This is a genomic window from Bacillus sp. FSL R10-2780, from assembly GCF_038006125.1.
Lineage (GTDB): Bacteria > Bacillota > Bacilli > Bacillales > Bacillaceae_G > Bacillus_A > Bacillus_A cereus_U.
Genome location: NZ_JBBOUQ010000001.1, coordinates 192395 through 216261 on the forward strand (window position 1 = coordinate 192395; position 23867 = coordinate 216261).

Below are 23867 nucleotides of genomic sequence, written 5' to 3' on the forward strand. Positions count from 1 at the left end.
AGTAAAACTGATACCAGTTTTACTGCTAAGGAAACAATTATGCAATTTTTTCAATAATAATTGATGCCCCTGTACCAACAGCTAGTGATAATATCGCCTCTATACCAATTACTTCAACTGATACTGGAGCTGTTGTAATTTGTATAATCGCTTGGATAACGATAGGTGTTCCAAGTGAAACTAAGTTTCTTGCAGCACCTGGTACTGCTAGGCCATTTACTTGAATTTCAATGCCACCGAGTAAACCTGATGTTGCAGTATATGCGATAACAGTAATTTTATATAATCCATTTTGGTGTATGGTGAAAGTATCGCTATCTAATTGAGTAATCGCTGTACCGAGCTGTGACCCAGCGGTATTAAATGGTACAGGCGTGTTAATCCCAACGTTGATGCTACTCGCAGCGGAGTTAAATGCGTACAATCCTGCTGGAAGTCCTAATCTAGATGGTCCAGTAGCACCAGTAGGTCCGGTAGTACCAGATGGTCCAGTAGCACCAGTAGGTCCGGTAGTACCAGATGGTCCAGTAGCACCAGTAGGTCCGGTAGTGCCAGATGGTCCAGTGTTGCCAGTCGGCCCAGTAGCACCAGTCGGTCCGATAGCGCCAGATGGTCCAGTGTTGCCAGTCGGCCCAGTATCGCGGATCGGTCCAGTGTTACCGATTGGTCCAGTAGCACCAGTCGGCCCAGTGTTGCCAGTCTGTCCAGTGGCACCAATCGGTCCGGTAGTACCAGATGGCCCAGTCGGTCCAGCTGTCAAAGAAAATTGTGGAAATGCAGGGTCAGATGTGCTGGAAGATAAAGAGTCAACTGGATTTAAGCTGTTTGAATCATTATGATTGGACATAAATTCACCTCCGTAAATCTCTCGTTATATAATAGGTGAAAATTAATGAGAAAATGACATAGATATTTGTATGCTTGAAAAGAAACTTTAATTATATGGAACAATATAAAAAAATGGAAAGTTTTGTGTGCATATAACATATGATTGAGATGGAACAGAGTAAGTATATGGAACATTATAAAGATGTACTATCTCCATCATAAGGGAGAGATGCATAATGAAAGGGATTATTTTAGCGGGCGGAACTGGATCGAGACTATATCCAATAACGAAAGTAACGAATAAACATCTACTTCCCGTTGGGCGGTATCCGATGATTTATCATGCAGTATATAAACTGAAACAATGTGAGATTACAGATATTATGATTATTACAGGTAAAGAGCATATGGGAGATGTTGTTAGCTTTTTAGGAAGTGGTCACGAATTTGGTGTGTCCTTTACGTATCGTGTGCAAGATAAGGCAGGCGGAATTGCGCAAGCGTTAGGGCTTTGTGAGGATTTCATCGGGAATAATCGTATGGTAGTTATATTAGGAGATAATATCTTTTCAGATGATATTCGTCCATATGTTGAAGAATTCACAAATCAAAAAGAAGGTGCTAAAGTGCTGCTTCAATCTGTAGAAGATCCTGAAAGATTTGGTGTGGCACATATTCAGGACCGAAAAATAATTGAAATTGAAGAAAAGCCGAAGAAACCGAAAAGTTCTTATGCTGTTACAGGAATTTATTTGTATGATTCGAAAGTCTTTTCTTATATAAAAGAATTAAAACCTTCCGCAAGGGGAGAACTTGAAATTACGGATATAAATAATTGGTATTTAAAACGAGGGGTACTTACTTATAATGAAATGAGCGGCTGGTGGACGGATGCAGGAACTCATGCTTCTCTTCAAAGGGCGAATACGTTAGCGCGGGATATAAACTTTGGGAAACAGTTTAATGGAGAATAGGTGAGAATATGAAAGTTGTAGACACAAATTTTACCGATGCGAAATTGTTAGAACCGAAGTTATTTGAAGACGATCGAGGTTTCTTTATAGAAAGTTATAATAAGAGGGTGCTAGAAACATTAGGAATTACGGATTCATTTGTACAGGATAACGTATCTTATTCAGCTAAAGCGGGAACGATTCGAGGACTACACTTCCAGAAAAAACCGAAAGCACAAACGAAACTCATTCAAGTTGTTCAAGGGGCAATTTATGATGTTATCGTAGATTTAAGAAAAGATTCGCCAACCTTTAAACAATGGAAAGGGTATATTTTAAGCGCGGATAATCACCGGCAATTATTAGTGCCAAAAGGATTTGCTCATGGTTTTTGTACGCTTGTACCTCATACAATTGTTATGTATAAAGTAGATGAGTATTATAGTGCTGAGCATGATTCAGGTTTGCTTTGGGAAGATAAAGAACTAGCAATTCCATGGCCGGTAACAAACCCTATTTTGTCGGATAAGGACCGCATATTACCATTACTTCAGGGATATGAAGATAGTTTTTAAGTAGGAGAGTTGTTTATGAATATACTAGTAACAGGTGGAGCAGGATTTATTGGAAGTAATTTCATTCACTATATGTTAAAAAACTATGAAACATATAGAATTATTAATTACGATGCATTAACATATAGCGGGAATTTAAATAATGTAAAGTCAATTCAAGACAATCCTAACTATTCATTCATAAAGGGGAAGATCCAAAATGGAGAGCTGCTGGAGCATATTATTAATGAACGTGACGTGCAAATAATTGTAAATTTTGCAGCGGAATCACATGTGGATCGTAGCATTGAAAATCCTATTCCTTTTTATGATACGAATGTAATCGGGACAGTCACCTTATTAGAGTTAGTGAAAAAATATCCACGTATTAAACTCGTGCAAGTATCAACAGATGAAGTGTACGGGTCTTTAGGGAAAACAGGGAAGTTTACCGAGGAAACCAAGTTAGCTCCAAATAGTCCATACTCTTCCAGTAAGGCGAGCGCGGACATGATAGCTTTATCTTATTATAAAACATATCAATTACCAGTCATAGTGACGCGTTGTTCCAATAACTATGGGCCGTATCAATATCCTGAGAAGTTAATTCCGTTAATGGTTACGAATGCGCTGGAAGGGAAAAAACTACCGTTATATGGTGATGGATTAAATGTAAGAGATTGGTTACATGTAACGGATCATTGTAGCGCGATTGATGTTGTTTTGCATCAGGGGCATTTAGGAGAAGTATATAATATAGGCGGAAATAATGAAAAAACAAATGTAGATGTTGTGGAACAAATTATTAATCTATTGGGAAAAACGAAAAAAGATATTGAATTTGTTACAGACCGTTTAGGTCACGATCGTCGTTATGCGATTGATGCACAAAAGATGAAGAATGAGTTTGATTGGGAACCGAAGTATACGTTTGAACAAGGGTTAAAAGAAACGGTGGAATGGTATGAAAACAATACGGAATGGTGGAGACGACTAAAAGAAAAGTAAGGGGCATGTAAATGAAAGAGCGGGTTATCATAACAGGAGCAAATGGTCAATTGGGAAAACAACTACAAGAAGAGTTGAATCCTGAAGAATATGATATATATCCATTTGATAAAAAATTACTAGATGTAACAAATATATCCCGAATTCAGCAAGTGGTACAAGAAATAAGGCCACATATAATCATTCATTGTGCAGCGTATACGAAGGTTGATCATGCTGAGAAAGAACAAGATCTTGCTTATTTAATAAATGCGATAGGAGCTCGAAATGTAGCGGTTGCTTCACAATTAGTAGGGGCTAAGTTAGTTTATATTAGTACCGATTATGTATTTCAAGGGGACAGACCGGATGGATATGATGAATTTCATAATCCAGCGCCGATAAATATATACGGGGCCTCTAAGTTTGCGGGGGAGCAGTTCGTTAAAGAGCTACATAATAAATATTTTATCGTTCGTACATCGTGGCTATATGGTAAGTATGGAAATAATTTTGTGAAAACGATGATGCGATTAGGAAAAGAAAGAGAAGAAATATCTGTTGTAGCGGATCAAATCGGCTCTCCTACGTATGTGGCGGATTTAAATATGATTATTAATAAGCTCATTCATACTTCTTTATACGGTACGTATCACGTATCAAATAGAGGCTCGTGTTCTTGGTTTGAATTTGCTCAAAAAATATTTTCATATGCAAATATGAAAGTGAATGTATTACCTGTTTCAACCGAAGAATTCGGATCGGCGGCAGCGAGACCGAAATATTCTATCTTTCAACATAACATGCTACGATTAAATGGTTTTTTAGAAATGCCTTCTTGGGAAGAAGGATTAGAGCGGTTTTTTATAGAAACAAAAAGTCATTAACGAATTTAAGTTAATGACTTTTTTGTTTGCCTTTAAGAGGTTTTATGGTACTATTATTATAGTATCAGGTACTAATAACAAGTATAAGTATTTCTGGGAGGATATATCATGGAACTATTACAAGGGAAAACATTTGTTGTTATGGGCGTTGCGAACCAAAGAAGTATTGCATGGGGAATTGCTCGCTCTTTGCATAATGCAGGTGCAAAATTAATATTCACATTTGCAGGAGAACGTTTAGAAAGAAACGTTCGTGAATTAGCGGATACATTAGAAGGGCAAGAATCACTTGTATTACCTTGTGACGTAACGAATGATGAAGAACTTACAGCTTGCTTTGAAACGATTAAGCAAGAAGTTGGTACAATTCATGGTGTAGCACATTGTATTGCTTTTGCAAATCGTGACGATTTAAAAGGCGAATTTGTAGATACTTCTCGCGATGGATTTTTACTTGCACAAAATATTAGTGCATTCTCTTTAACAGCTGTAGCAAGAGAAGCGAAGAAAGTAATGACAGAAGGCGGAAATATTTTAACGTTAACATACCTTGGCGGCGAGCGTGTTGTGAAAAACTATAACGTTATGGGTGTTGCGAAAGCTTCATTAGAAGCTAGCGTGAAATATTTAGCGAATGATTTAGGACAACATGGCATTCGCGTTAACGCTATTTCTGCAGGACCAATTCGTACGTTATCTGCGAAAGGTGTAGGCGATTTTAACTCAATCTTAAGAGAAATCGAGGAGCGCGCACCACTTCGCCGCACAACAACTCCAGAAGAAGTTGGGGATACAGCAGTATTCTTATTCAGTGATTTAGCACGCGGAGTAACAGGTGAGAATATTCATGTTGATTCAGGATATCATATTTTAGGATAAATATGATATCGATTATAACTTTTTAAGGGCAGTCTCTAAATATTGAGGCTGTCCTTTTTAATTGTTCTCGGAAAGAACGATTTTTAACGAAAGTTCTTGCATCGTTATGAATATAACTATAATAGTACACGATTTATCCAGCTATGTATGGAAGTGGGAGGGACGAGTGTGAAGAATAAAAGCTCAACAGTTGGAAAACCGTTGTTATATATTGCGCAAGTAAATTTAGAACTTGCTACACCGAAAATAAAAAGAATTATCCTTACAAACTTTGAAAATGAGGATAGAAAAGAGAAAAGTGATAGAAATGAAAATAGTGTAAGTAGTGAGGTGGAAGAGACAGTAGAAAAAGAAAAGCTTGAGAAAGAGGAGCAGCAAGTGAAGGAAGAAGTAGAAGAGGAACAAGAAGAGCAAGAAGAGCAAGAAGAGCAAGAAGAGCAAGAAGAGCAAGAAGAGCAAGAAGAGCAAGAAGAGCAAGAACAGGTGAGAACGGTCCCGCACAATAAATCATTTAAGGATATGAACAATGAAGAAAAAATTCATTTCTTATTAAACCGCCCTCATTACATTCCGAAAGTAAGATGTAGAATAAAAACAGCGACAGTCTCATATGTAGGATCTATTATTTCATATCGAAATGGTGTTGTATCAATTATGCCGCCAAATAGTATGAGAGATATTCGAGTATCTATAGAAGAGATAAAATCAATTGATATGGCTGTTTTTTAAATTATGTAAAGGTGGTAGATCAATTCTACCACCCCAATAGTTTTTTAGTTTACTTATTAGATAGTAACGTCTCGTAAGCACTGAATAGCACAGAAATAGCTTAAATCAACAGTAATGCAAGTATTTGTACCGCGTAAAGTTGCATTTGGTAAATTTAAAAACGTACTAATTGGATCATCGCCAGGTGTTACTGGATCTCCGCCGACAGTTACAGTTAATACACGTAATACAGCACCGCTATCGTCATCTACGCTCTCGATGCGGAAAAATGGTGACCTAGAAGATTCTGTAAGGCTTCCAGATGGCGCAAATGCCTCAAAAGGTATTCCAGCTTTTGTGTATAAAATAAAAGGACGTGTATTTGCTACTGATGAACTGCTGTGTGCTCCTAAAAATGGAACTTCACAACCAGATCCGCATGTTGTAGTAGAACAATCTTGTAATTCATTGATGAATTTTACAACATCAACTACGCAATGAGAAGAGCTACTGTATTTATTTTCGTTACAACTCATTAATGTCACTCCTTATCTTCTTGTTAGTATTTACATTAATAAGATATTGGAGCGGAGGGGAATCGGTCACACTCTAAAGAGCTTTTTTTTTAAATAGGCTAAAGAAGGTAAGGGACGGTGAAGTTATGTTATTTACAAGCTGGCTTCTATTTTTTATTTTTGCTCTAGCTGCTTTTAGGTTAACTCGTCTTATTGTTTATGATAAAATTACAGCCTTTTTGCGAAGACCGTTTATTGATGAGTTAGAGATGATAGAGCCAGATGGAAGTATATCGACTTTTACAAAAGTGAAAGGTAAAGGATTAAGAAAGTGGATTGGAGAATTATTAAGTTGCTATTGGTGTACAGGTGTATGGGTTAGTGCTTTTTTATTAGTCTTATATAATTGGATTCCTATCGCCGCGGAGCCGCTACTTGCATTATTAGCTATTGCAGGAGCAGCGGCGATTATTGAAACAATTACTGGATATTTTATGGGAGAATAATAAATTTCTATGTTAGAAAAAGCGGAGTTTAAAGAATGAGGGAACAAAAATAAGGAGTTGTTCATATAGTAAATAGACAGAATTGACAGTAGAGGAGATGTTTGCTGTGAGCAATAATCCAAGACCAAATTCATATGATCTGCAGCAGTGGTATAACATACAGCAACAGCAACAAACGCAGCAACAGGCATATCAAGAGCAATTACAGCAACAAGGATTTGTGAAGAAAAAGGGATGTAATTGCGGAAAGAAGAATATAATAAAACAATATGAAGAATGAAACACTCATGTTACTGTGAGTGTTTTTCATTTAATAATTAAACGTGGTACTTCAATTAAGAAATACCACGTTTGGTTAACTAATTTGTGCGACTGTTAATGCTGCAGCCCGAATATCTATACTACCCTCTAATTCAACCGGTACGATTTGAATGGAATTTCCAGAGTTCAAGTTAATGAGAACAATACCACTGGAAACATCTACTTCACCAGCACCGATAACGTTAGAGCGTACTGCTGTACCAGATCCAGGAATAACATTCTGGGGTGTATTTAATGATAAGAAAAAACGAGCCGCTGAAGGTATAACATTAGGATCATTAAAATTTATTGATAATGTATAGCTGATTTGATAAATACCAGTTCTTTGTATTTTAATACCAGTTCCTACACTTACTGTATCATTTATTACTGGAATAGTGATATCTGGGTTTGAACTTGTACTAGGTAATAATAGTGGTGTGAATAATGAAGCAAATTGAGGGGCGAGAGCGTTGAATGCAAAGCCGAAAGCTGGCAATGTACTAACGGATTTTGCGTTGCAATCAATTTTATTAAATTTATATTTATCAGAAGAGAGCATGTTTTTCACTCCTTTATTTCTTCTACTTTTAGTCAATGAAAGGGATAAGTTTTTTGCTCTAGACAAGTTCCTAATTTTATAAAAAATACATTAGTACCTTTTAAGCATGGATTGGGTGACAGAAATTTCTGCCACCCAATCCATGCTTAAATCATTATTCAGTTTTAAATCGTAACATCACGTAAGCATTGAATAGCGCAGAAACAGCTTAAATCAACAGTAAGGCAAGTGTTTGTTGCTCGTAAATTCGCATTTTGAGCATTTAAAAACGTGCAAATTGGATCATCGCCATGTGCGACAGGATCTCCACCAATTGTTACGGTTAGGACGCGTAGTACAGCGCATCCGTCATCATCTATGCTCTCCACGCGGAAAATCGGAGACGTACAGTGCTTAAGACTTCCTGAAGGCGCAAATGCTTCAAAAAGTGTTCCAGCTTTTGTGTATAAAATAAAAGGACGTGTATTCGCTACTGATGCGCTGTTATGTGCTCCTAAAAATGGAACTTCGCAACCCGATCCACATGTTGTGGTTGCACATTCTTGTAGTTCATGTATAAAACGAACGACATTAGATACACAGTTGAAATCACAATCATGGTGATGATGATCTTCATTACAATTGCAGCTCATTATGTTCACTCCTTATCGTGAGTTCTGACATACACTATTACAATATGAACGGGATATGGTTGATATTACGTTAATTCTCAGGATAGAAACAGGGAATTTATATAGAGGGGATGTACATATCGTGATATGGAAAAAAGACATCCTTATTTAGCGGATGTCTTTTCAGGTAAATCTTTTCGCGTAGTATATAAAAAACGAGATATATCTAGTTTCTTTCCTCTGAAAAATTGCGGGGAGGAAATGTAAAGTTCTTCTTTAGCACGCGTAATTGCGACATAGAGTAATCGTCGTTCTTCTTCTAATGCTTCAGAAGTCTCCGTCACACGGTCATTGGCATCTTTTAAAGAAGAAGTATGCGGCAGTATGCCATCGCTTGCACCGAGTAAGAAGACGCATGGAAACTCAAGGCCTTTCGCGTTATGAATTGACATAAGCGATACGGCATCTTTTTGCGGCATTGTTTTTAATGCTTCCATTTCTTTTTGACCTTGAATGGCCTCATTAATAAATTGTAAGTAAGCTGAAATATCCGTAAAGCGAGTTGCTGATTCCATTAATTCTTCTAACATCTCTTCTTGTATGTCCTTATGCATCGTAAAGGAAGAACGATCATTACTTTGTAAGTACTCTAAATACTTTCCTTTACCATGAATAATTTCTTTCAATGCTTTTTTCGGTTCAAGTTCTTTTATAAACTTAATAAAATCGATTCGCTCATTTACTTTTTTAACTTGAAAAGGTTTCAAGCTTGGGTTTAGTAATAGAAAATGAAGAAGAGAAGGGAAACGGCCCTCACCATATTTCCATTGTTCACGTTCAATAAATGAAATGCACTCATCACGGCCAATATACATTGTTGGTAATATATTTGAAAGTGATTCGAGGCGGAACGGTTCAAGCACGAGTCGTAAGTGATCTAATACGGGCCTAATTAAAGAATGTTCGTAGAACGATTGGCTCGCTCCATGTTTAATAAATGGAATCTTATGAATTGTAAGCTGATCAAGTAAAGAACGGCTTACAGAATGTGTACGATATAATAAACAAAAATCTTTATAATTTCGTTCACCACTATCTACTTTTTCCTGAATGAGTTGCAAAATTTGATTTGCTTCATCAAGAGTTGTCGCAGGTCGTGCATAAAACGGCTGCATGCCATCGTTACGAACAGAATATAGCTCTTTATCAAAACGTTCTTGATTGAGCTTAATAACTTCATTTCCAAGTCCGACGATAAATGGATTAGATCGATAATTCGTATTAAGTGCGATAATCGTTGTATTATCAAATTCCTTTGGAAAAGATAAAATAATTTGGTGACTTGCCCCTCGCCAGCCGTAAATCGCTTGATCGTCATCACCTGCGATAAATAAATTATTTCTTGGCGTGGCTAACAATTTTACAATTTCATATTGTGCATACGACGTATCTTGAAACTCATCTACTTCAATGTAATGAAAACGCTCTTGTAATTGAGTAAGCAGGGGAGCGTTATTTTCTAAAAGATAATACATTTCTAATAAGATGTCGTCAAAATCGATATAATTGTACCGTTGTTTTACCTCTTCGAAACGTTCGTATACTTCTTTGAACTCTTGTTCAACCGGTGTTTTCGCTTTTACATCTTTCGGACGATTCAATTTGTTTTTCTCAAGTGAAATCATAGCGAGTATCGTTTCGGCATCATAAGCGTCTTTTAAGCGTAATTCTTTCAAAATTTTCTTTATCATAATTTGTTTATGTTTTTCATTTGCTAAAATTTGCTGATTATATCCTTGACTACGAAGCAATTTTAAAAAGACAGAGTGGAATGTACCAGCAACGACATAGCTACTTGCGGCATGATTCATACCAGGTAAATTCGCTACACGGCTTCGAATTTCTTCAGCTGCTTTTTGTGTAAACGTCAGCAGCAAAATATTTCGTGGATGAACATGTTTTACATTAACTAAATAACCAACGCGAGTTGTTAAAACAGATGTTTTACCACTTCCAGCACCAGCTAGTGTAAGGACAGGTCCTTCTGTCGTTTGCACTGCTTCTAACTGTTTTTCATTTAAATAAACACCTTGCTGTTCTAAAGCGCGGAAATACGCCGCATCTGCATCTTCTTCCATAATTAAATGGGTAGATGTTTTCGGAATATGATACGTCGCTTGCGGAATACCAGCGTGTGTTAACGGTTTTTGTGAAAATTTTTCTTGTGTCATATATTCACCTTCAAAACTATAGCATCAACATTTAACTTTAGCGGAAGAAAAAGAAAATAGCAATGTAAAAAACAGGAGGGGCTACCTCCTGCTACAAAATTACAATTCTTTTATCATTACGACGTGCGGGATATTTGCTTCCATAAATACATCAGAAGCCGTCACGTATCCTAGCTTTTTATAGAAAACTTCAGCATGTGTTTGAGCATGGAGTTTTAATTTTGGTAGAGACTCTTCTTTAGCATGCGCTTCAAGTGCATCCATAATGATTTTGCCAATACCTTTTTGGCGATGGGAGGCCAGTACGCAAATGCGTTCCATTTTTCCAACTCCATCAACAATGCGAAAGCGGCCCGCACCGACTGGAATGTCATTGTCATATACAACAACGTGCACCGAAGTATCTTCAAATTCATCATATTCTTCTTCAGAAGAAACACGTTGTTCTTCTACAAAAACCTGTTTACGTACAGAGAATGCATCACTTAGCTGCTCGTCTGTTTGTACGATTTGTGCGTGCAAATTAGTTGCTCCCCTTTCCAAGGTGGAATGTTTCATGTACAGTCCATGTTCCGTTTTCTAATTGATATAGAAGGTGGAAACGATCGATTGGTTGCTCATAATAGAAATCTTTCATACGTAATCGACCTAATACATCAGCGTGCTCTGCATCTGACAGGCTTTGACCGATTGTTAAATGAGGTACGAAAGAGTACTCGCGCTCTTGTGTAAAGAATCCATTATGCATTTCTTCATTTAAGAAAGTAAGTTCAGGTGTTTTTTCTACTTTAAAATAAAGAACATTATTAACAGGTGCGAATGAACCAACTTTTCCAACATGAAGGGTGAAAGGGTTCGTTTTGTTTGCGATTGTATGTAACTCATTCACAATCGATTCTAATTGTTCATCTTGCGTTTCAAAGGGTGTTTTCAATGTAATATGTGGCGGAACTAATGCGTAATGTGGATCATAACGTTTACGCAATCCGTTTGCTTTATCTTGAATCATTTTTGATGGGAAAATTACAATTCCTAATTTCATGTTCCAATTCCTCCCTTTGCAAGTCTAGTTAGATTTTGAGAATAAATCTCTTTATCTATTATATCAAATTATTCTGAATATCGCTCTCTATTATTTCATTGATAGAATATGAGAAAATGCTTTCGGTAAATCTGCTTGCCAATATTTCCATGTGTGATTCCCTTCAAACTCTTCATAATGCGTGATGAAATTTCTATCTGTAAGAAGAGTATTTAGCTCACGGTTCGGTTCTACGAAATCAGATACTTGTCCATCTGTGCGCTTGACAGCTGTTTCTTCTGTCCCAATGACATGATAAAGTTCTAACGCCCCTGGATTTTTAAAGTCTCTTGCTAAGTTCATCACTGTTTCATCAACAAATGGTGACTGCATAACGACTTTACCGAATGTATGCGGATACATAAGTGCAGTCATAAAGGAAACTGTACCGCCAAGAGAATCTCCAATTAAAACGCGTCCTTTACCCATTTGATACGTTGGATAATTTTCATCAATATATGGAGCAAGCTCATGAGCAAGGAAACGAATGTAAGCAGCATTCTTTACATCGCTCGGGAAATATTTTTCCTTACGATCGTGTACATTTTTATATGGAATGCCGACAATAATTGTACGGTCGATTTCTTCAGTTTCACGAAGACGCTCAATTACACGGTGCGCTTTACCAAGCTGAAAATAATCTCTACCATCTTGTGCAATAACAACTGTATGCTTATGGAGAGGTGTGTAATTTACTGGTAAATAAACAAGAAGTGTAAGTTCCTCTTGAAGTGATGTACTAAAAAATGAAATTTCTTCAATTCTCCCTATTGTTTGATTCATGTAGATCCCCCTAAATAAAAATTTACTGTAATGATTGTAAGAGCGACGCTTGTAGTGAAAAGGAAAGAAATAATCACTAATAGGTGCCTTAATTTCTATTTTACCATAATGGTACGAAGAATCTAAAAAATTAGTATTTAAGTTATGAAAGAAAACGGATATAATGAAGTGGGATTTTTTACAGGTGAGAGGGGAGACAGGATTTGAAACAAGAAAGATCAATCGCACTACCATTAGCAATTTCCATTATAGCCATTTCATTCGCAGCTGTTTTTGTAAAGATGTCCTCAGCACCATCTTCAATTTTAAGTATGTATCGATTATGGATTATCGTACTTATTATGCTGCCTATCGTTTGGAAAAAACGGGAAGAGTTTAGTAAGATTCAAATAAAGGATTGGGGATTTTTAATTGGATCTGGTTTCTTTTTAGCACTTCATTTTCTTTTATGGTTTGAATCCTTAAAGCATACGACAGTAGCAAGTTCGACGATTATTTTAGCGCTGCAACCTATCGTATCTTTAGTTGGAGGTTTTTTTCTATTTAAAGAAAGAACAACCTATTCAGCAATTGCGACGATGGGAATTGCGATACTAGGCGTAATGTGTATTGGCTGGGGAGATTTAGGGCTAAGTGAGCAAGCAATTTATGGGGATATATTATCCTTTTTAAGTGTAATAGCAGTTGTCGGTTATTTATTTATCGGACAAACGACAGTAAAGAAAGTATCGCATTGGATTTATAGTTTCACTGTATTTGCCTTCGCTGGTATATTTATAGCGATTTATAACGTTATACTTCAAGTGCCATTTACAGGCTATACGAAGTGGGATTGGAGTATTTTTCTTTTACTTGCGATTGTACCGACAGTGTCACACGTCATTAATAATTGGTTATTAAACTACGTAAATGCAACAACAATTTCAATGAGTATTCTAGGGGAACCAGTTGGGGCATCTATACTAGCGTTCTTCTTACTTGGAGAAAAATTAAACGCAATGCAAATTATCGGTAGCATGCTCGTGTTGTTTGGTGTATCTGTTTTCTTACTACAGCAACAAAAGCGAACAGCAAAAAATGTGGTGAACAAACCGGTGTATACACAGGAATTATAATGTTAGGGGAGAAAAGAGAAGTTGTGATACTTCTCTTTTTGTTTTATAGAAATTTAAGTGAAGAAGGGGGAGAGAAATGGAAGAGATATTAAAGAAGTATATGAAGAGTTTTACAACATTAAGTGAAGAAGAGCAGCAACTGATCCTCAGTGAATTACAAATTGAAGAATATAAAAAAGGAACAGTGCTCCTAAGACAAGGAGATGTTCCGTCTAAATGTTATTTTGTATTAAAAGGATGCGTGAGGCAGCACTGTATAGATGAAGCAGGGAGAGAGGTTACATCAAATTTTTATACAGAAGAACAAGCAATCGCAAATTTCAATCATCATAAACAAGATAAATCATCCCCGCATACGTTAACGTGTTTAGAAGACTGTATAGTAGTAGTTGGCGATCTGTATAGTGAAAAGGACATGTATAAGAAATATTCACAGTTAGAAGAAATGACGCGCCAAATGATTGAATACAATTTTGGTGAAGTACAAGAAGAACTTACATTATTTATTGCATCGACACCAGAAGAGCGCTACAAATCATTATTACAAAAACGCCCGCATTTAATTCATCGTGTTCCTCAATATCAATTGGCAAGTTATCTAGGTATTACGCCAGAATCATTAAGCAGAATTAAGAAACGACTCAAACAGTAGAGTTTTTTCCACCTCTAAGCAATAGCCATATACTAAATCCTAGTTCACCTGCGATCATCGGTAGTTGAAAGACAACGTTAAGAATGGAAATAATCGTATCATATTGTGAAAACATTGTATTCATGACGTGAATTACGATATAACCGATAGCAGCGATGAATAGTAGTACACTAATAAATTTCGGTATTTGTTTAGATAGAAAAGTTACATATCCTAAAACGAGAAGATGTAAGCCGAAAATGACTAATCCTACAGACCAAATGTATTCAAAAGCTTCTAGAAATAACATTGTATATGCTTCTGAATTAGCAACTGTACTTTTTGAAAGAAGTAATACAAATGTTAAATTGAATATAGCAATCCCAAGTATAGCTGTATACATAAGACGAAGACAGGCGGCTAGTAATGAGAGGCTAGCATGGATAGGTTTTAGAAAGAAATAAAGAGCCCACGAGGCGATAATATCCGTAATGAAAATGATAATCCATCCGAAAAGTTCTGCTTGGAAAAGTGAACTTGAAGTTTGAATATTATGGAGTGTCGTGCTCGCATCTCCTTGTACAACTAGATTTTCGTGAACAAAACCGTAAGAAAAAAATGCAGCGAATGCCATAATGAGAAGAGAAGTACCAGCAAATAAGGCAAACTTTCGTTCATTCATATGTCGTCCTCCTATTTCAATATTACTTTTATTTTAATAAGAGAAGGAGGGGAATTCATTAACTTAAATCAAGAGAGGAGGGAGCGTAATGGAATTTCCATCAAAAAAAGATGCATGGTTATATCTGGTCTTTATAATCGTTATAGGTGCCTGTTTTGCTCCAATATTTGCAGGGAGAGAATACTTTCTCTTATTTTTTACAATTCCATTAGCCATACTGTTTAGTTGGAGTTGGTTTTCAACAAAATATATTGTAGGGGAAGAAGAGATTACTATTAGATCTGGTTTCGTTAAAAAACGTATTCTTATAAGGGATATAAAGCGAATTTCAGATACGAAAAATCCAATCGCAGCTCATGCACTATCATTCGATCGATTTGAAATTCTATACGGATCATATGAAACAGAACTTATTTCTCCAAGAAATAAAGAAGAATTTATTTTGTTGTTAAAAAGAAAAAATCCTGGAATTGAAATAAATTAAGAGAGTGGATTCATATCCACTCTCTTTATGTCACTTTGGATTTGTCATATAAGGTTGTACGTGAACGACACATAAGTCGCGGAATTTTCCTTCAGCAGTTGTGACAATTACGACTGCTCTTCCTGCACTTTTTCCAGTAATCGTTACCGTATCACCTTTTGGATAGATTGTGATGACATCAGAATTCATATTTGTCCAAATAAGCTCTTGGTTCGTCGCTTGCATTGGCAAAACGGAAGCTGATAACTCAGTACTTTGCCCAGTTTTTATTTTTAACTTATTTTTTCCCATATGAACACCGATAACTGAAATAACAGAAGGAGCAATTGAAATTTTGGGCGGATTAGGTTGAATGTTTAAACAAGAAGCAGAAGTATTTGTGATAGGTGAAAATTTTCTTATATGTTTTTGCTGGAAAGCTGCTAACATTGGTGGAGTCCCCTTTCTGTATAGGTGTCGATACTAATAATATAAAGGAAGAATGTTATAGTAAATTTAACGAAACATAAAGAAATTGTTAAATTTGAGAAGAATATTGTCGAAATGCGGTAAAAAGAAAGCTCTGCTGTTATCGTAACAGCAGAGCTTTCTTTTTATAGATTATGAATATGTTGTTTTTCAAAATTCTCAAATTGCTCTTCAACTTCTTTTGAAGGTTTAGTTATTAAACTAACAATTATGATCACTATTAAACTAATAGCGAAACCAGGAATCATTTCATATAAGAAATCTTTTAGGAATTTGAATTGAGTCCAAATAATTACTGTGGCTGCACCTGAAATCATACCAGCAAGCGCGCCCCATTTCGTCATACGTTTCCAATATAAGCTTAATAAAATAGCAGGTCCAAATGAAGAACCAAATCCAGCCCAAGCATATCCAACAAGAGCTAAAATCGTATCATTTTGTTTAAGCGCTAATGCACACCCGATTAAAGCAATACCAAGAACAGCCATACGACCGACAAATACAAGTTCTTTATCAGAAGCATCGCGCTTAAAGAATGTTCTATATAAGTCTTCTGTTACTGCACTTGAAGTAACGAGAAGTTGAGAAGAGATTGTACTCATAATAGCTGCTAAAATAGCCGCTAATAAAAATCCAGTAATAAGCGGATGGAATAAAATACTGCCAAGTTCAACGAAAATCGTTTCTGGGTCAGAAAGTTTTAAACCCGCTTTTGAATAGTATGCGATACCGATAAGACCAGTAAACATAGCTCCGACAACAGAGAAAATCATCCAGCTCATACCGATTCGGCGTGCGCTTTTAATTTCTTTTACAGAAGAAATTGCCATAAAGCGTACGATAATATGAGGTTGTCCAACATAACCAAGGCCCCATGCGAATAGTGAAATAATGCCTAATACAGAAGTGCCTTTAAAAATATCTAATAATGTTGGATCGATAGATCTAATAGTGTCAAATGCTGGACCAAGTCCGTTTACATGCATAATTGTTACGATTGGAACAAGAATAAGAGCGACTACCATAATGATTCCTTGTACGAAGTCTGTCCAACTTACAGCTAAAAATCCACCAAATAATGTGTAAGCTACGACAACACTTCCGACGATAAGAAGGCCAACATGGTAATTGAGTCCAAATGAATTTTCGAATAATACAGCGCCGGAAACAAATCCTGAAGCTACATAAAATGTGAAAAAGATCATAATAACAAGTCCAGATACGAGGCGTAGCATATGAGATTTGTCGTGGAAACGGTGTTCTAAAAATTCTGGAATAGTAATAGAGTTGTTTGCAATTTCTGAGTAGGTACGTAAGCGAGGAGCGACATAGATCCAGTTTGCGTATGCGCCAAGTGTTAGGCCAATCGCAATCCAGCTACTACTTAATCCAACGCTAAACATTGCACCGGGTAAGCCCATTAAAAGCCAACCGCTCATATCAGCTGCTCCAGCACTTAATGCTGTTACTGCGGGGCCTAGTGTACGCCCGCCAAGCATATAATCTGTTAAGTTGGACGTTCGTTTGTAGGCGAAATAGCCGATTACTAACATCCCGAGCATGTAAATAGAGATAGAAGTTAAAGTTAACATCTGCGTACTCATGTAGTTCCCCTTCCTTTTGTCATGTCTTTTGATGCATTTTGCATATTTATAATCTATCATGATTATTCAGAAAAATCCATGTGCAAATAAGAATTTTCTGAAATTTAAGCGTTTTTTGACATCTCTTTACTTTTGGGATATATAACTTTCTGGCAAAAAACCTTAATTTTAATAGAGTATTTATTATTTTTACATAAAAACAGGTTGTTTTGTCAATATAATATCGAACGAAGAAATAATATTTTTTTCGGAAAAAGTATTGACTTATTAGAAACATGAGGAATATAATGAGTGCAACTTAAAAAAATGCAAGCGTTGATGAAGAAGAGTACACATGATGAACATGTCAGAGAGCTGATGGTTGGTGCGAATCAGTATGGGATTGATGTGGAATGGGCTTCGGAGCTTCCAAACCGAAACGAAAGAAGTAGGCTTTGGCGACATGATCTCATCGATACAAGAGACACGTATTATTTTTTGATACGGCAAAGTGCGTTACATTCGTAACGAATTAAGGTGGCACCACGGGAGTACCCGTCCTTTCTATAGGATGAGTACTCCCTTTTTGTGTACAAAAAATTGTTGAACGCCCTATAAAAATTAAATAAGTTAAATCGTTTAAGTAAGAAGAGTACGTATACTTGGAGACGTTACAGAGAGCCGGGGGCAGGTGGGAGCCCGGTACGGTGCCATATACGGAATGGGCTTACGAGAGGTATGCTGAACAATTTCTATTCAGTAGGCAACCCGGGTTCCGCCGTTACAAGGATAAGGTATATATTTTGTACCTGAATAAAGCGGGATGCTTTTGCATCCAACCTGAGGTGGTACCACGGTAAATTTATCGTCCTCTACATATTTCGATATGTAGGGGACTTTTTTATTTTTCAGAGTGAGGTGAAAGGCATGATGACGAAAGAAGAATTTATGAAGCAAAAAGAACAAGGAAAAACATTTTTAGTAATCGCTGAAGAAGAAGGAGATAGCATTACGCCAATTTCTTTATATAGACGTATGAAAGGGAAGAAGAAGTTTTTACTAGAAAGCTCACAGCTTCATCAAGATAAAGGACGCTATTCTTGCTTAGGATGTAATCCGTATGGTGAAGTGAAAAGTGTTGGTACGGAAGTGGAACGAACGATTTACAGCCAAACAGAAAAGCTGCAAGGTAACGTACTGCAAGTGTTAGAAGAGGTAATCGCACCATCGCTAGTAGAAAGTCCATTCCCATTTTGCGGAGGAGCAGTTGGTTATATCGGCTATGACGTAATTCGGCAGTATGAAAATATAGGAGTAGACTTACATGATCCATTAAATATTCCAGAAGTACACCTTTTACTGTATAGCGAGTTTATCGTTTACGATCATTTACGCCAAAAACTATCGTTTGTATATGTATGCAAGGAAGATGAATCAGCTTCTTATGAGGAAGTATACGAGAGATTGCAACGATACAAAGAAGAAGTGCTAAACGGAGAAGAAGAGAAGGTGAGTGAAGTAATATCATCTTTATCATTCACTTCTTCAGTAACTGAAAAAGAATTTTGTGAAATGGTAGAAACAGCGAAAGAATACATTCGGGCCGGAGATATTTTTCAAGTTGTATTATCCCAGCGTTTGCAAAGTGAATGTAAAGGAGATCCATTTGCATTATACCGGAAACTTCGAATTGCAAACCCGTCGCCATATATGTTTTATATCGACTTTCAAGATTACGTTGTACTCGGTTCTTCGCCGGAAAGTTTGTTATCAGTTAGAGAGGATAAAGTGATGACGAACCCAATTGCGGGTACGAGACCGAGAGGGAAAACGGAGCAGGAAGATGAGGAAATCGAAAAAGAACTGTTAGGAAATGAGAAAGAGCGGGCGGAGCATATGATGCTTGTGGATCTAGGCCGAAATGATATTGGCAGAGTAAGTGAAATTGGCTCTGTGACAATAGATAAATATATGAAAGTAGAGAAATACTCTCACGTTATGCACATTGTATCTGAAGTTTACGGAACATTGCGAAAACGAATGAGTGGATTTGATGCATTAGCGTATTGTTTACCAGCCGGCACAGTATCAGGCGCTCCGAAAATAAGGGCGATGGAAATTATTAATACGTTAGAGCATGAAAAAAGAAATGTATACGCCGGAGCAGTTGGATATATTTCATTCTCAGGAAATCTTGATATGGCGCTAGCAATTCGAACGATGGTTGTAAAAGATGAGAAAGCGTACGTTCAGGCAGGAGCGGGTATCGTCTACGATTCAGACCCTGTAGCTGAATATGAAGAAACATTAAATAAAGCGAGAGCGCTTTTGGAGGTTATGAAATGATTGTACTGATCGATAATTATGATTCATTCACATATAACTTGTATCAACTATTAGGCGAGTACGAGGAAGAAATTGTTGTAGTAAGAAATGATCAAATAACAATTGAACAATTAGAGGAGATGAAGCCGAAAGGAATTGTGCTATCACCAGGACCTGGAAAACCAGAAGATGCTGGAATTTGTATCGATGTTATTCGTCACTTTTATAAGAACGTTCCCATCTTAGGAATTTGCCTTGGCCATCAAGCAATCATATCCGCATTTGGAGGAGAAATTGTTAGAGCAGAGCACATTAAACACGGAAAAACATCGCGTGTGAAACATAACGGAACGTCAATCTTTTCGTACGTTACGCAGCCGCTAACAGCGATGCGTTACCATTCACTCGTCGCAGCGCAAAATGGTTTGCCACAGTGTTTTGACATACTCGCGACAGCGATGGATGACGGAGAAATCATGGCAGTTCGTCACAACTATTATCCGCTCTTCGGATTACAGTTTCACCCAGAATCAATTGCAACAGAAGAAGGCGGAAAGTTAATACGTGCCTTTTTAGCAGAAGTGAAAGAGGAGGAGAGAGTATGAACAGTTATCTTCGAAAGTTAGTAGAGGGACAACATTTAACAGAAGAGGAAATGTATGAAGCGGGACTTCTTTTATTAAGTGACAACATATTGGAAAGTGAAGTTGCAGCTTTCTTAGTATTGCTGAAAGCGAAAGGCGAAACAGCAGAAGAAATATACGGTCTCGTTCGTGCTCTTCGCGAAAAGGCATTACCGTTTTCAAATCATATAAAAGGCGCGATGGACAATTGCGGAACGGGTGGTGACGGTGCGCAAACATTCAATATTAGTACAACATCGGCATTTGTACTTGCCGGAGCTGGTGTAAAGGTTGCGAAACATGGAAACCGCGCTGTTTCTAGTAAAACAGGAAGTGCTGATTTATTAGAAGAACTCGGTGTAAACATTAGTTGTACGCCAGGTGAGATTGACTACTTATTAGAAAATGTAGGGATTGCCTTCTTATTTGCACCAGCGATGCATCCAGCATTAAGACGCATTATGAAAATAAGAAAAGAATTAAACGTTCCGACGATCTTTAACTTAATTGGACCGCTGACGAATCCGGTTAATTTAGAAACACAATTTGTCGGTATTTATAAACGAGATATGTTATTGCCAGTAGCGGAAGTATTGCAGAAACTAGGCAGAAAACAAGCGCTCGTCGTAAACGGAAGTGGATTTTTAGATGAAGCATCATTACAAGGAGAAAACTGCGTCGCTATTTTAAAAGACAATGAAATAATTGAAATGAGTATTGCACCAGAAAACTACGGTTTTTCAAGAGTGAAAAATGAGGAAATTAGAGGCGGAAATTCAAAAGAAAACGCAAAAATTACGCTCGGAGTATTGAGCGGAGAAAAAAGTGTATACCGCGATACCGTTTTACTAAATGCAGGGCTTGCTCTTTTCGCAAACGGAAAAGCGGAAACGATTGAAGAAGGAATTAAACTAGCCGCACATAGCATTGACTCCGGAAAAGCATTAGAAAAATTAAACTTATTAATTACAGCAAGCCATGAAAAATTAGAAAGGGTGAATTAAAGTGGGGACGATTTTAGACAAAATTGTAGAGCAGAAGAAAGTAGAAGTTGCGGAGTTATATGAAACATATTCACCAGTGAAAGAAAAAAGGAAAACACACTCACTTGTAAAAGCTTTAGAGCAATTTACTGTAATCGCAGAGGTAAAGCGAGCGTCTCCATCAAAAGGCGATATAAACTTACACGTTGATGTACCAAAACAAGTAAAAACATATGAAGAATGCGGCGCTGGAGCGGTTTCTGTTTTAACAGACGGTCAATTTTTTAAAGGATCGTTTCACGACTTACAAACTGCAAGAGCAGAAAGTAACATTCCGCTTTTATGTAAAGATTTTATAATTGATAAGATTCAAATTGATAGAGCTTATGAAGCTGGTGCAGATCTTATTTTATTAATCGTTGCAGCATTGTCAAAAGAGAAATTAAAAGAGCTTTATAACTACGTACTAGAAATGGGATTAGAAGCGATTGTTGAAGTTCATGATGAACAGGAATTAGAAATTGCAACCCGATTAAATCCGCACGTTATCGGAATTAATAACCGTAATTTAAAAACGTTTGAAGTAGATTTAAGCCAAACTGAAAAACTCGGAAAACGACTGAATGAGGAAAATCTGCTTTGGATTAGTGAAAGTGGTATTCATTCAAAAGAAGATATCATCAGAGTCAAACGAGCTGGTGCCAAAGGCGTATTAGTCGGAGAAGCGCTTATGACATCATCTTCTATCAGTACCTTTTTTGAAGACTGTAAGGTGAGCATATGAAAGTGAAGATTTGCGGCATCACTGATATGGAAACAGCAAAAAGAGCGTGTGAATACGGAGCAGATGCAATCGGATTCGTTTTTGCAGAAAGTAAACGCCAAATCACTCCAGGGCAAGCGAAAGAAATTATTGGGGAAATTCCAGCCCACGTTTTCAAGGTCGGTGTTTTCGTAAATGAATCGGTAGAAGTGATCCAGAAAATTGCAGAGGAGTGCGGGTTAACGCATGTGCAACTACATGGGGATGAAGACAACCATCAAATCAGAAGATTGAAGATTCCGTCTATAAAAGCGTTAGGAGTAGCTTTAGAGAAAGATATTGAACATGCGAAAAAATACGAAACAGATTATCTGTTATTTGATAGCCCGAAAGAAAAGTTTTACGGAGGGAATGGTAAGACATTTTCATGGGAGTTACTCGCACATATGCCAAACGAGTTGCGAGAGAAAACGATATTAGCTGGCGGATTAAACGTCATTAATATAGAAGAAGCCATTCAAACCGTTCAGCCATATATGGTCGATGTGAGTAGCGGGGTAGAGACAGAAGGAAAGAAAGATTTGGAGAAAATAAAACAATTTATTAAAAAAGCGAAGGAGTGTTCCAAATGAACTACGCATATCCAGATGAAAAAGGTCATTACGGTATATACGGAGGACGATACGTTCCAGAAACGTTAATGCAATCCGTACTAGAGCTAGAAGAAGCGTATAAAGAAGCGATGCAAGACGAAGCGTTTCAAAAGGAATTAAACCATTATTTACAAACGTACGTTGGAAGAGAAACACCGCTTTATTTCGCTGAAAATATGACGAAGTATTGCGGCGGAGCAAAAATCTATTTGAAACGTGAAGATTTGAACCATACGGGAGCTCATAAAATTAACAATACAATCGGTCAGGCACTTCTTGCGGTAAGAATGGGTAAGAAAAAAGTTGTCGCTGAAACAGGAGCAGGACAACACGGAGTTGCAACAGCTACTGTATGTGCCCTTCTCGGTTTAGAATGCGTCATCTTCATGGGAGAAGAAGATGTGAGACGACAAAAATTAAACGTGTTCCGAATGGAATTACTCGGAGCAAAAGTAGAAAGCGTAGCGGCAGGTAGCGGCACGTTAAAAGATGCGGTGAATGAGGCGCTTCGTTACTGGGTTTCACATGTACACGATACGCACTACATTATGGGATCGGTTCTCGGACCACATCCATTTCCGCAAATTGTTCGTGATTTCCAAAGTGTAATTGGGAAAGAAACGAAAAAGCAATACGAAGCGTTAGAAGGAAAATTACCAGAAGCAGTCGTTGCTTGTATTGGTGGTGGTAGTAATGCAATGGGAATGTTTTATCCGTTCGTACACGATGAAGAAGTTGCCCTTTACGGCGTAGAAGCAGCTGGAAAAGGTGTTCATACAGAAAAGCACGCAGCTACTTTAACGAAAGGAAGCGTCGGTGTTTTACACGGATCGATGATGTATCTTCTGCAAAATGAAGAAGGACAAATTCAAGAAGCGCATTCTATTTCGGCAGGACTGGATTACCCAGGTGTTGGACCAGAACATAGTTTACTAAAAGATATTGGACGCGTTTCTTATCATTCAATCACAGATGACGAAGCGTTAGACGCGTTTCAATTATTAACGAAAAAAGAAGGGATTATCCCGGCGTTAGAAAGCTCACATGCTGTCGCATACGCTTTAAAATTAGCGCCGAAAATGAAGAAAGACGAAGGTCTTGTCATTTGCTTATCTGGCCGCGGTGATAAAGATGTAGAGAGTATAAAACGTTATATGGGAGAGGTGTAAAAA

At 37.3% G+C, this 23867-nt stretch carries 28 protein-coding genes and 2 other annotated features; of the genes, 17 read left to right on the forward strand and 11 right to left on the reverse strand.

Annotation, left to right across the window (positions count from 1 at the left end):
* Positions 1-37 precede the first annotated feature (37 nt).
* A complete protein-coding gene (locus NSQ47_RS01000; RefSeq protein WP_341035849.1) occupies positions 38-847 on the reverse strand; it encodes a BclA C-terminal domain-containing protein in 810 nt (269 codons plus the stop codon).
* A 217-nt stretch (positions 848-1064) separates the two neighbouring features.
* Between NSQ47_RS01000 and NSQ47_RS01005 the strand changes: the two genes are divergently transcribed.
* The 6 genes from NSQ47_RS01005 to NSQ47_RS01030 all read left to right on the forward strand — a co-directional run bounded on the left by NSQ47_RS01005 (position 1065) and on the right by NSQ47_RS01030 (position 5817).
* Positions 1065-1802, forward strand: a complete 738-nt coding sequence (locus tag NSQ47_RS01005) for a sugar phosphate nucleotidyltransferase (RefSeq protein ID WP_002158873.1) — start codon at positions 1065-1067, stop codon at positions 1800-1802.
* An 8-nt stretch (positions 1803-1810) separates the two neighbouring features.
* Complete coding sequence (gene rfbC / locus NSQ47_RS01010; protein ID WP_002202762.1) at positions 1811-2356, forward strand: dTDP-4-dehydrorhamnose 3,5-epimerase; 546 nt, start codon at positions 1811-1813, stop codon at positions 2354-2356.
* A gap of 15 nt (positions 2357-2371) precedes the next feature.
* The gene (gene rfbB, locus NSQ47_RS01015) at positions 2372-3343 is read left to right on the forward strand and encodes a dTDP-glucose 4,6-dehydratase (RefSeq protein WP_341035850.1); all 972 of its coding nucleotides are present in this window, start codon (positions 2372-2374) and stop codon (positions 3341-3343) included.
* A gap of 11 nt (positions 3344-3354) precedes the next feature.
* Entirely contained in the window at positions 3355-4209 is an 855-nt protein-coding gene (rfbD, locus tag NSQ47_RS01020; protein ID WP_215597310.1) for a dTDP-4-dehydrorhamnose reductase, read from the forward strand.
* Positions 4210-4317: 108 nt separating this feature from the next.
* On the forward strand, positions 4318-5088 hold the full coding sequence (gene fabI, locus NSQ47_RS01025; RefSeq protein WP_002158869.1) for an enoyl-ACP reductase FabI: 771 nt from the start codon (positions 4318-4320) through the stop codon (positions 5086-5088).
* Positions 5089-5235: 147 nt separating this feature from the next.
* The gene (locus NSQ47_RS01030; RefSeq protein ID WP_341038196.1) at positions 5236-5817 is read left to right on the forward strand and encodes a CotO family spore coat protein; all 582 of its coding nucleotides are present in this window, start codon (positions 5236-5238) and stop codon (positions 5815-5817) included.
* A 56-nt stretch (positions 5818-5873) separates the two neighbouring features.
* On the opposite strand, the gene NSQ47_RS01035 is transcribed toward NSQ47_RS01030, so the two are convergent.
* Positions 5874-6332 carry a CotY/CotZ family spore coat protein gene (locus tag NSQ47_RS01035; protein WP_341035852.1) on the reverse strand — a complete coding sequence of 153 codons (459 nt, stop codon included), beginning with the start codon at positions 6330-6332 and terminating at the stop codon, positions 5874-5876.
* 125 nt (positions 6333-6457) lie between these two features.
* Between NSQ47_RS01035 and NSQ47_RS01040 the strand changes: the two genes are divergently transcribed.
* Together NSQ47_RS01040 and NSQ47_RS01045 are read left to right on the forward strand one after the other, a co-directional pair.
* On the forward strand, positions 6458-6817 hold the full coding sequence (locus tag NSQ47_RS01040) for a DUF1360 domain-containing protein (protein WP_341035854.1): 360 nt from the start codon (positions 6458-6460) through the stop codon (positions 6815-6817).
* A 97-nt stretch (positions 6818-6914) separates the two neighbouring features.
* Entirely contained in the window at positions 6915-7097 is a 183-nt protein-coding gene (locus NSQ47_RS01045; protein WP_215582004.1) for a cytochrome C oxidase subunit III, read from the forward strand.
* Between the two features lie 75 nt (positions 7098-7172).
* Here NSQ47_RS01045 and exsF read toward each other — a convergent pair whose 3' ends face one another.
* The 6 genes from exsF to NSQ47_RS01075 all read right to left on the reverse strand — a co-directional run bounded on the left by exsF (position 7173) and on the right by NSQ47_RS01075 (position 12385).
* Complete coding sequence (gene exsF, locus NSQ47_RS01050) at positions 7173-7679, reverse strand: exosporium protein ExsF (RefSeq protein ID WP_215582006.1); 507 nt, start codon at positions 7677-7679, stop codon at positions 7173-7175.
* Between the two features lie 164 nt (positions 7680-7843).
* Positions 7844-8311 (reverse strand): CotY/CotZ family spore coat protein, encoded by a 468-nt coding sequence (locus NSQ47_RS01055; protein ID WP_215580942.1) that lies wholly within the window; start codon positions 8309-8311, stop codon positions 7844-7846.
* Positions 8312-8454: 143 nt separating this feature from the next.
* Positions 8455-10521, reverse strand: coding sequence for an ATP-dependent helicase (locus NSQ47_RS01060; protein WP_002201354.1), 2067 nt, complete (start codon positions 10519-10521; stop codon positions 8455-8457).
* Positions 10522-10620: 99 nt separating this feature from the next.
* Positions 10621-11043 (reverse strand): GNAT family N-acetyltransferase, encoded by a 423-nt coding sequence (locus NSQ47_RS01065; RefSeq protein WP_002158861.1) that lies wholly within the window; start codon positions 11041-11043, stop codon positions 10621-10623.
* A gap of 1 nt (position 11044) precedes the next feature.
* On the reverse strand, positions 11045-11563 hold the full coding sequence (locus tag NSQ47_RS01070; RefSeq protein ID WP_002201352.1) for a YjcG family protein: 519 nt from the start codon (positions 11561-11563) through the stop codon (positions 11045-11047).
* 90 nt (positions 11564-11653) lie between these two features.
* On the reverse strand, positions 11654-12385 hold the full coding sequence (locus NSQ47_RS01075) for an alpha/beta hydrolase (RefSeq protein ID WP_002158859.1): 732 nt from the start codon (positions 12383-12385) through the stop codon (positions 11654-11656).
* A gap of 203 nt (positions 12386-12588) precedes the next feature.
* On the opposite strand from NSQ47_RS01075, the gene NSQ47_RS01080 reads away from it, so the two are divergent.
* Entirely contained in the window at positions 12589-13500 is a 912-nt protein-coding gene (locus NSQ47_RS01080) for a DMT family transporter (RefSeq protein WP_002158858.1), read from the forward strand.
* A gap of 76 nt (positions 13501-13576) precedes the next feature.
* Positions 13577-14152 (forward strand): Crp/Fnr family transcriptional regulator, encoded by a 576-nt coding sequence (locus NSQ47_RS01085; RefSeq protein WP_002158855.1) that lies wholly within the window; start codon positions 13577-13579, stop codon positions 14150-14152.
* On the opposite strand, the gene NSQ47_RS01090 is transcribed toward NSQ47_RS01085, so the two are convergent.
* The gene (locus NSQ47_RS01090; protein ID WP_341035856.1) at positions 14142-14813 is read right to left on the reverse strand and encodes a DUF4386 domain-containing protein; all 672 of its coding nucleotides are present in this window, start codon (positions 14811-14813) and stop codon (positions 14142-14144) included. The genes NSQ47_RS01085 and NSQ47_RS01090 overlap by 11 nt on opposite strands.
* A gap of 88 nt (positions 14814-14901) precedes the next feature.
* On the opposite strand from NSQ47_RS01090, the gene NSQ47_RS01095 reads away from it, so the two are divergent.
* Entirely contained in the window at positions 14902-15297 is a 396-nt protein-coding gene (locus NSQ47_RS01095) for a PH domain-containing protein (protein ID WP_199659814.1), read from the forward strand.
* Between the two features lie 30 nt (positions 15298-15327).
* Here NSQ47_RS01095 and NSQ47_RS01100 read toward each other — a convergent pair whose 3' ends face one another.
* Positions 15328-15726 (reverse strand): Ig-like domain-containing protein, encoded by a 399-nt coding sequence (locus NSQ47_RS01100; protein WP_002202749.1) that lies wholly within the window; start codon positions 15724-15726, stop codon positions 15328-15330.
* A gap of 164 nt (positions 15727-15890) precedes the next feature.
* Positions 15891-17369, reverse strand: coding sequence for a sodium/proline symporter PutP (putP, locus tag NSQ47_RS01105; RefSeq protein WP_341035859.1), 1479 nt, complete (start codon positions 17367-17369; stop codon positions 15891-15893).
* A 306-nt stretch (positions 17370-17675) separates the two neighbouring features.
* Positions 17676-17914 (forward strand) — a binding site (T-box leader).
* A gap of 63 nt (positions 17915-17977) precedes the next feature.
* Positions 17978-18224 (forward strand) — a binding site (T-box leader).
* A gap of 51 nt (positions 18225-18275) precedes the next feature.
* Between putP and trpE the strand changes: the two genes are divergently transcribed.
* The 6 genes from trpE to trpB are packed head-to-tail and all read left to right on the forward strand — an operon-like array spanning position 18276 to position 23864.
* Positions 18276-19694 (forward strand): anthranilate synthase component I, encoded by a 1419-nt coding sequence (trpE, locus tag NSQ47_RS01110; RefSeq protein WP_341035862.1) that lies wholly within the window; start codon positions 18276-18278, stop codon positions 19692-19694.
* Complete coding sequence (locus tag NSQ47_RS01115; RefSeq protein WP_002201346.1) at positions 19691-20278, forward strand: aminodeoxychorismate/anthranilate synthase component II; 588 nt, start codon at positions 19691-19693, stop codon at positions 20276-20278. Before trpE ends, NSQ47_RS01115 begins: the two co-directional genes overlap by 4 nt.
* Positions 20275-21300: an anthranilate phosphoribosyltransferase gene (gene trpD / locus NSQ47_RS01120; RefSeq protein WP_016104197.1), complete on the forward strand. Its 1026-nt coding sequence runs from the start codon at positions 20275-20277 to the stop codon at positions 21298-21300. The genes NSQ47_RS01115 and trpD overlap by 4 nt, the downstream gene beginning before the upstream one ends.
* Position 21301: 1 nt before the next feature.
* Positions 21302-22063 carry an indole-3-glycerol phosphate synthase TrpC gene (trpC, locus tag NSQ47_RS01125; protein ID WP_002158846.1) on the forward strand — a complete coding sequence of 254 codons (762 nt, stop codon included), beginning with the start codon at positions 21302-21304 and terminating at the stop codon, positions 22061-22063.
* Positions 22060-22674, forward strand: coding sequence for a phosphoribosylanthranilate isomerase (locus tag NSQ47_RS01130; protein WP_341035865.1), 615 nt, complete (start codon positions 22060-22062; stop codon positions 22672-22674). The genes trpC and NSQ47_RS01130 overlap by 4 nt, the downstream gene beginning before the upstream one ends.
* The gene (trpB, locus tag NSQ47_RS01135; RefSeq protein WP_002158844.1) at positions 22671-23864 is read left to right on the forward strand and encodes a tryptophan synthase subunit beta; all 1194 of its coding nucleotides are present in this window, start codon (positions 22671-22673) and stop codon (positions 23862-23864) included. The genes NSQ47_RS01130 and trpB overlap by 4 nt, the downstream gene beginning before the upstream one ends.
* Positions 23865-23867 lie beyond the last annotated feature (3 nt).